6 protein-coding genes are annotated in these 8,269 nt (G+C 47.9%); 1 reads left to right on the forward strand and 5 read right to left on the reverse strand.

Translation table 11 applies throughout. The annotated features are described in order from the left end of the window. Positions 1-316: 316 nt before the first annotated feature. The gene (locus QXE01_09950; protein MEM4971556.1) at positions 317-1,858 is read right to left on the reverse strand and encodes an ABC transporter ATP-binding protein; all 1,542 of its coding nucleotides are present in this window, start codon (positions 1,856-1,858) and stop codon (positions 317-319) included. Positions 1,859-2,411: 553 nt separating this feature from the next. Here QXE01_09950 and QXE01_09955 point away from each other — a divergent pair. Continuing rightward, the gene (locus tag QXE01_09955; GenBank protein MEM4971557.1) at positions 2,412-3,626 is read left to right on the forward strand and encodes a CoA transferase; all 1,215 of its coding nucleotides are present in this window, start codon (positions 2,412-2,414) and stop codon (positions 3,624-3,626) included. 9 nt (positions 3,627-3,635) lie between these two features. Here QXE01_09955 and QXE01_09960 read toward each other — a convergent pair whose 3' ends face one another. From QXE01_09960 to QXE01_09975, 4 genes are all read right to left on the reverse strand, one after another. Continuing rightward, complete coding sequence (locus QXE01_09960) at positions 3,636-4,616, reverse strand: ABC transporter permease (protein MEM4971558.1); 981 nt, start codon at positions 4,614-4,616, stop codon at positions 3,636-3,638. Next, entirely contained in the window at positions 4,613-5,674 is a 1,062-nt protein-coding gene (locus QXE01_09965; protein MEM4971559.1) for an ABC transporter permease, read from the reverse strand. The genes QXE01_09960 and QXE01_09965 overlap by 4 nt, the downstream gene beginning before the upstream one ends. A 79-nt stretch (positions 5,675-5,753) precedes the next feature. Continuing rightward, the gene (locus tag QXE01_09970; protein ID MEM4971560.1) at positions 5,754-6,956 is read right to left on the reverse strand and encodes a BMP family protein; all 1,203 of its coding nucleotides are present in this window, start codon (positions 6,954-6,956) and stop codon (positions 5,754-5,756) included. Between the two features lie 121 nt (positions 6,957-7,077). After that, the coding region (locus QXE01_09975; GenBank protein ID MEM4971561.1) for an MFS transporter at positions 7,078-8,269 on the reverse strand (1,192 nt) is incomplete at its 5' end.

The raw sequence follows: 8,269 nt of genomic DNA on the forward strand, positions 1-8,269 counted from the left end.
ATCCAGCAGCTATCCTTAGAAATAGGGGGAATCTAGAGGATCTCAAGAGAGATCTGAGGACAGCTGTGGAGGAGCTCCTAAAGCTCAGAGAAAAGGGTGTGAAGGCTGAGATGGGCTCTAGAAGAGCTAAAACCCTCATGGACTATATAGCTAAGAGGGATCAAAAAGAAGAATATTGATCCCTAGAAACGGTGTTTAAGCTATATCCACATATCTAAACCCCACAGAATCCAACATATAGAGGGATCCACTAATTCTATAGAGATCTAATTAAGGGATAGAGAGACTAGGATTCGAAGAGGCGGGGATCCTTCTCTCACACCATATTCTGGGATCTAGGCCCTGGATCTCTACCTGTTGTCATGGCATAAGCTATTCTATAGAGATCCGCTTCCGATCTATCTAGTGTTGCAACAATCTTCCCACCATATATTATAGCTATCCTATCGCTTAGCTCTAATATCTCGTTTAAATCAGCTGAGTAGTATAGTATTGCCTTCCCCCTCCTCTTCTCCTCCAACACTATCTCCTTTAGATGCTCTGTCGTAGCTATGTCAAGGCCTTTTGTGGGGTTATAGAGAAGAAGTATTCTGGGCTCTACATGGAGCTCCCTAGCTAATACAACCTTCTGCTTCGTCCCTCCAGAGAGGGTTGAGGTTCTCTGCTCCGGTCTCTCGACCTTGATCGAGTATCTTCTAACGAGGCTTCTAAATACCTCCTTAACCCTTCCAACATCTAGGAAGATCCTCTGCTTAATATATCTCCTAGATATCTGGGGAGAGATCACGATATTTCTAAAGGCCGGGTAATCAGCTACGAGCGCGAGCCCGGGATCCTCTGGGACATAGGAGATTCCGAGCCTCCTAGCTATTTTCGGTGAATATGCTTTCAACTCTATATCATCGATCCTTATGATCCCGTTGATAGGCCTTCTAATCCCAGCTATAGCCTCGAACAGCTCCTTCTGCCCATTACCCTCAACACCTGCTATACCCAGGATCTCCCCATAATATAGATCTAGATCAACGCCTCTAACAGAGACCTGGCCCAGATCTCCTCTAACCTCTAAACCCCTAACAGAGAGGGCTAGCCTTCTCTCCAAATCCTGCTGGGGTGCTTCCTTAGCCGTTGATCCCACAGCCCTATCCCCTATTATCATCTTAACAAGCTCCTCCCTCGAAAGCTCCTTCGTAACCCCTCTACCCACAACCCTCCCAGCCCTTAGAACAGTAACTCTATCTGTTATTGAGAGGATCTCCTCGATCCTATGGGATACAAATAGTATTGATATACCCTCTGAAACCATCCTCCTCAGGGATTGGAAGAGCTTCTCCGTCTCAACCTTTGTAAGATATGTTGTAGGCTCATCCATAATAAGGATCCTTGCACCGAGTGAGAGGGCCTTTAGAATCTCGATCCTCTGCCTCTCACCATATGAGAGCTTATATATCGGGACATCAGGTGGGATTTCTATCCCAAACCTCTCCCCTATATCTCTAACCTCCTCATACACCTTCCTCCTAGGAGCCCCCACACCCTTGCCCCTTGCAAGGACGAGGTTCTCGGAAACTGTTAGAGTCGGTATTAAGGATAGCTCTTGGTGAACCATAGCTATTCCAAGCCTTATAGCATCCCTCGGGCTTCTGAACCTAACCTCCCTACCATACACATAGATCCTCCCGGCGTCAGGCCTCAGCTGGCCATATATGATCTTACAGAGCGTGGACTTCCCAGATCCATTCTCGCCTAGGAGGCCGTGGACCTCTGATCTATATAGCTCGAGTGATACCCCATCATTAGCTATGATATTCCCAAATCTCTTGGTAATCCCCTCAACCCTCAACACTATCTCCTGCACGGCGGATCTCCCTTTATTTCTAGGATATAGTTTTGAATTCCTGCATATATAATTAGCTCTTCCGAACCTCTCCCAGCCCTAGAGGATGGGCTGAAACATTTTTGATTGTCTTTAGAAGCTTCTATGTGGTTTTGCTGTTAATACCCTTCAGGATCATTAAGTATGCTGATACATATATAAGCCCTGAAGATTATGAGTCCATCAGTGACCCTCGGGTGCGCGAGGGTGGGTGAACCGCTGTAGCCCGCCCGAGGGAGACCGTGATGAACCCGAGGGCGGCTATAAATGAAAATAAAATATCCTGAACAACCGCTCTCGGGTGAACGGCTTCGACTGTAATACTATTATCGATTCATATGCTGATGAGTTATTGAAGATATAGATATTATCAATATCATGGGAGGGTCTAGCAGCGCCCTGGTCAGGTATTCCGCATCAGCATACCTAATAGCCCTGAAAGGGCTGGAACAACCCTAAAACACCATAAATATTGTTTCAGCCCCATATATATTTTTATATATTTTAAAACTAATCTAGGTATTGGGCTTCAACAATGGCTAGAGCGCCTCTCGAGGGTATAAGGGTTCTGGACTTCACACGAGCTATGGCAGGACCCTTTGCCACTATGCTCCTCGGAGATCTTGGGGCTGATGTGATCAAGATAGAGCCTCCAGAGGGTGATGAGTCTAGAAGCTGGATGCCCCCGGATATAAATGGTGTTTCGGCCTACTTTATAAGTGTTAATAGGAATAAGAGGAGCATAGCCATAGATCTTAAGAAGCCTGGGGCCCTGGAGATCATAGATAGGCTTGTGAGGACAGCTGATATCGTTATAGAGAATTTCCGCCCGGGAACAGCTGATAGGCTTGGCATAGGCTATCAGAGGCTCTCAAAGATAAACCCTAGGATTATATATTGCAGCATCTCAGGCTTCGGCCAGGACGGGCCATACAGGGATAAGCCTGGATATGACTTGATAGCACTTGCCATGAGCGGGCTTATGAGCATAACAGGCGAGCCTGGGAGGCCCCCTGTGAAGTTCGGGGTTCCCATAGCAGATATAACCTCTGGGATGATGGCTGTTATAGCTATACTAGGGGCTCTCTACCATAGGGAGAGAACCGGGGCTGGGCAGTATATAGATATATCGCTCCTAGACACACAGATCCTCATACTATCCCATCAGGCTCTAAGCTATATAGCAACTGGTAGGGATCCCGAGAGACTTGGATCTGCACATCCAAGCATAGCCCCTTATCAAGCGCTGGAGACCAGGGATGGCTATATAATAGTAGCTGTTGGGAATGACAGGCTATGGCAGATCTTCGCAAAGGCTATTGGTAGAGAGGATCTCCTAGGCGACCCCAGATTCGCTACAAACCCAGATAGGGTTAGAAATAGAGAGCACCTAGTCAGAGAGCTCGAGAAAACATTTAGAGAGAAGACAACGAGAGAATGGATAGAGATCCTCGAGAAGGTAGGGGTGCCCGTGGCACCTGTCTATAGGGTTAGCGAGGCGCTTAGAGATCCACAGGTTCTCCATAGAAAAATGGTTATAGATATGGAGCACAGGGTATACGGCAGATTCAAATCCCTTGGAACACCATTTAAGATGAGCCTAACACCAGGGGTTATCTCGAGGCCACCGCCTCTCCTTGGGGAACACACAGCAGAGATCCTGAGGGAGATAGGATATGGTGAGGAGGAGATAGAGAAGCTATATAAAGATGGGATCGTCTATACAGATCCCAGGGTTTTGAAGAGATAAGAGCATCTATCACGCCTTTCTAAAGTGTTTCATAAGGCCGGATGGTGGCCTAGCCCTTCTACCCAATATGATTACTAGGAGTATAACAGCTATATATGGGATCATGTTGAAGAAGTAATACCTCCTAGCAAGCTCAATGCTACTAGATGCTATACCCAGCTGCAGAGCATCTATGAATGATAAGACAGCCGCGGAGATAAATGTCCTAATAGGATCCCAGTTACCCGCATAGACCATGGCCAAGGCCATGAAACCCCTCCCAGCTGTAACAGCATATCTAAAATCGCCTAGATATGAGATAGAGAGATACGCCCCAGATATGGATGCGAGGATACCGCCATATAGAGTTGCTAGAAGCCTCACCCTAGCAACGTTTATCCCTATCGCGTCAGATGATGCGGGATCCTCGCCAACTGAGGAGAGAACCAGGCCCCACCTAGTTCTCCTAAGGAATATATGTGTTGCAGGCACGAGGGCTATCGACACCACTATAAGCGGGTTTGTTACGGAGATCAGCAGCTCTGCCAGCTCTCTAGAGCCTGTATAGCTTATAAGGGCTCCAACATCGAAGGGGCTTTTAATGATCGGCACTGTAACACCTATAGGGGCTATCGTAGTATATAGAACCCCCGTTAATCCGAGGCCTAAGAGCCATATCCCAAGCCCGGCGACAGCCTGGTTAACCCCGAGGATCACAGCTGTATATGCAAAAACAGCTGTGATCACGGCTCCCACAGCGATAGCGGCTCCCAGCCCTGCTAGGGGATCTCCGGTGGCTATTGCAACCATATATGCTGTGAAAGCCCCAAACAGCATTATACCCTCAACACCTAGATTAACCACACCGCTCTTCTCAGCTACTAGCTCGCCAAGCGCTGTGAAGAGAAGTATGGGTAGGAGTCTAAGGGATACTGCAAACGCTACGACAAGGATCGTGGGGTTTATAAGCATCTCGAGAGCCTTTAAAAGCTCTGGTGGAAGCTGTGTCAAGGCCTCCTCACCCTGAGAGCCTCTGTAACAGCTATCGCGATCATCATAAGGCCTATAGCTACCCATGTTATAGCATATGTAGCACCTGTAGCCCTTTGAAGGGATTCACCACCTATTACAAGGATCGATATGAATAGGGATGAAAGAGCCGTCCCACCTATGCTAGCCCTCCCAAGTGCTGCTGCGAGAACCCCTAGGTATCCGAAGCCATGGTCTATCTGTCCGGAATCAAATCTATATAGAACCCCCATAACGTGGAGAGCACCTGCGAGGCCTGCTAAGGTGCCTGCGAGCAGCATAACACCTATTACAATCCTCTGCACATCTATCCCAGCGTAGGAGGCTATCCTCCAATCTCTAGCAACAACCCCGAGGTGTGTGTCTAGAGGTGTTCTCTCGAATAACATGTGGAATAGAACCGCGAGGATCGCGGTTATCACTATGGCATAGCTGAGTCTTGTATCAACCCAGTGGATCTCACCACCGCTTGCCACCGGGAGTCTTAGGAGAACAGGGAGCCTCAGGCTAGGGGGTAGCACGTCTGAGATTAGATATCCAAAGGATCCCGAGCCCCTTATGGGGCCGTCTAGAGCATATAGTGTGAAGCTCGACGCAACTATGTTGAGTAGAAGCGTTGTGACTATCTCGTTAACCCCGAATCTAGCTTTGAGAATCGCTGGAGGCGCTGCCCAGAGCATTGCGAAGAACATAGCCCCCAGGATCATGAGAGCCATAGTAATAGCTGGACTGGGTGTTGAGAGGTATTTAGCTATATAGAGGGTCATCACAGCACCGACTAGGAACTGCCCCTCCCCACCAACATTCCATAACCCTGCCTTGAGCGCTATAGAGACTCCCAGGGCCACTGTATAGATTGCTGTGAATCTCACTAGGATCTCTGAGGCGCTGAAGGGATCTGAGAATGGGGAGATCAGAAGGGTTTTTAAGGCATCGAGAAACCCTATCCTATATATTGTTGCAACGATCGAAACACCTATAAAGCCGACAGCGAGAATCACGATATATATTACGAGATATAGAGACCACGCCCTCTTCAACACAGCCACCTGCTTCGATTGATGTTTAAGAATATGGGTTTAAAAACAGGGTTTTTTATTTCTCTAAAGCATTCTAATCTTAGCCTTTGAATGTGATCTTCGCCGCTGTTGGCTTACACTCAGGCAGATCAGGGTTGTCGAAGCACTTAAATGTGCCCTTGGCAGGATCTACGTCGAAGTATATCTTGAGAAGCCCCATCAATATCATATCCTGGTATTTAAGGGCCCTCTGCTTCACATCCTCAGGAACCTTGGGTCCAAAGCTCACCTTAACGATTCCAGATGCCATCGTAGCTGTTAGGAAGCCGTATTTCCAATCACCTGTCACCCTATCTATCAATGCCTTGGAATACACTATATCCCAGTTAAATACTATTGAGCCGAGCAACGTATCCATAGGCTTTACCCTCGGTAGATCGACATATACCGTTGTAAACCACACCTTACGCTCGCTCGCCGCTAGAGAGACTCCAATATCTATCCCATCACCGCTTGAGAAGATCACATCTGCGCCTTGGGCTATAAAGCTCTCAGCAGCCCTTCTAGCACCAGCTACATCAGCCCATGAGAGAGGGGCATAATATTCTAGGAACTTCACATTAGGATTCACCAGGAGCACACCTGCTTTAAAAGCCTCGTGGCCAGCCCATATAGATGGCACCCTCCCCCCGCCGATCAGCCCTATAACATTGCTCTTCGTTAGAAGACCCGCAGCGACTCCAAGCACGAAGGCCCCCTCCTCCAGGGTCATCCAAATGTTATATACATTAGGAGCACCCTTCTGGAAGCAGTCGACACATACGAAGAGTGTGTTGGGGAATTGAGGAGCTATTTTCTGGGCCATCTCCATATATTGGATCCCCTGGAGTATTATCACATCATAGCCCCTCCTAGCGAGATCTATAGCTACTGGCTCGGCCTTCGTCCCATCGAAGAGGTTTCTAGCGATTGTTAAGTTAAAACCATAGATCCTCGATAGCTTTGTTATCGCCTCTATCGCAGCATAGTTCCACGAAAAATCCGACTCATCTATCGGCACTATGATCCCTACCTTAAGCTGTGCCAGAGGCGATGCAGCGCTCGGCGCAGCGGCGGTGATAGTTACATATGTAGGGGTGGTAATGGTCAGGGTCTGGACAGCCCCTGGAGCACCGGTAACTGTGACTGTTTTCTCAACAACCAGAGGGGGTCTAACCCATCCATAGGCTGCTATAGCTGCGAGGATCACAACTATTATTAATAGGCCTGCTGTCTGTAGAGAAATCCCCCGTATATCCATCATATACCACCAACTAAACTTAACTAATATGACTTATAAATCTGTCGCTAATGATAAGCAAATAATATAGAGATCGCTCATAACAAAAGATTTTAGTTGATACTGTTTAGATATTTTAAGATTTTTAGTCGAAGTATAGTCCTTTCGTCTCGGGGGCTAGGTAGAGGATAGCTAGGCCAGCTATAGCAGCTACTATTGTTATCGCTATCAGAGGCGTTACAAAGGATCCTGTGGCTTGGAGGAGTGCTCCAAACACTATCGGTCCCATCACAGCTACGACCTTTCCAACCCCCTCTGCCATGCCGAAGGCCTTTCCTCTGAGCTTTGTTGGGAATAACTCACTTGTAAATGGATATACACTCCCCCAGGCTCCTAGGTTGAAGAAGCTCACAGCTAGGGCTGATAGTGTGAAGGCTATTAGATCTCCTGTGGAGAAGGCCATCGAAATGCCTGAGAGACCGCTTAGTATTAGATATGGTGCTAGGGTTCTCTTCCTCCCAAGGATCTCTACTAGATACATAGCGCTAACATATCCAGGAACCTGGAATGCAAATGCTATGCTGAAGTAGAGCCACGGGTTCCCGCCATATAGGTTTACAACTACGTTGAACACCTCTGGAAGCCATAGGAAGAGGCCGTAGTATGTGTAGTTCAGGGCTGTCCATGCTATGAGCATAGCTGCTGCCCTCCTACCATATGCTGTGAAGAGCTCTCTATAGCTCCCCTCCTCCTCTACAGCGAAGGTTATCGATCTAGGATCTATATTAGATCCTGTTAGCCTCCTAATCACCCTAGAAGCCTCATCAAGCCTACCCCTCTTAGCAAGATAGAATGGAGACTCAGGGACATAGAGTCTGAAGAAAGCTATTGTAACAGCTGGGATAGCAGCGGCAAGGAACAAACCCCTCCAATTACCGCCTCCAAGCTCCATGAAGACATATGATAATGCTAGAGCTATGAAACTACCTACAGGCCAGAAGAGGTCTAGGCTAACCATTAGCCTACCCCTAATCCTTCTGGGGAGGAACTCGCTGAGAAGGGTTGGATCTACAACTAACATACCCCCCAACCCGATCCCAGCGAGGATCCTCAGGATCAATATATCCCAGAAGCCTCTGGCAATGCTTGTAAGGGCTGTGAACACGCTGTACCAGAGTAGGGATATCTGGAACACAGGCCTCCTCCCGATCTGATCACTTACCCTCCCAAAGATCGCCGCGCCTATTATATCTCCAATTAGAACAGCAGAGGCTAGGAAACCGGCTTCGACACCGCTGAGGGAGAAGATCCTTATGAAGTATGGGAGTGTGAATGCC

This window comes from Sulfolobales archaeon (assembly GCA_038897115.1).
Taxonomy (GTDB): domain Archaea; phylum Thermoproteota; class Thermoprotei_A; order Sulfolobales; family AG1; genus AG1.

What these genes read in the sequence shown, in the direction of transcription:
- QXE01_09955 (MEM4971557.1), top strand. Translation starts at nt 2,412, where the DNA reads ATGGCTAGAGCGCCTCTCGAGGGTATAAGGGTTCTGGACTTCACACGA.
- QXE01_09970 (MEM4971560.1), bottom strand. Translation starts at nt 6,956, where the DNA reads ATGATGGATATACGGGGGATTTCTCTACAGACAGCAGGCCTATTAATA.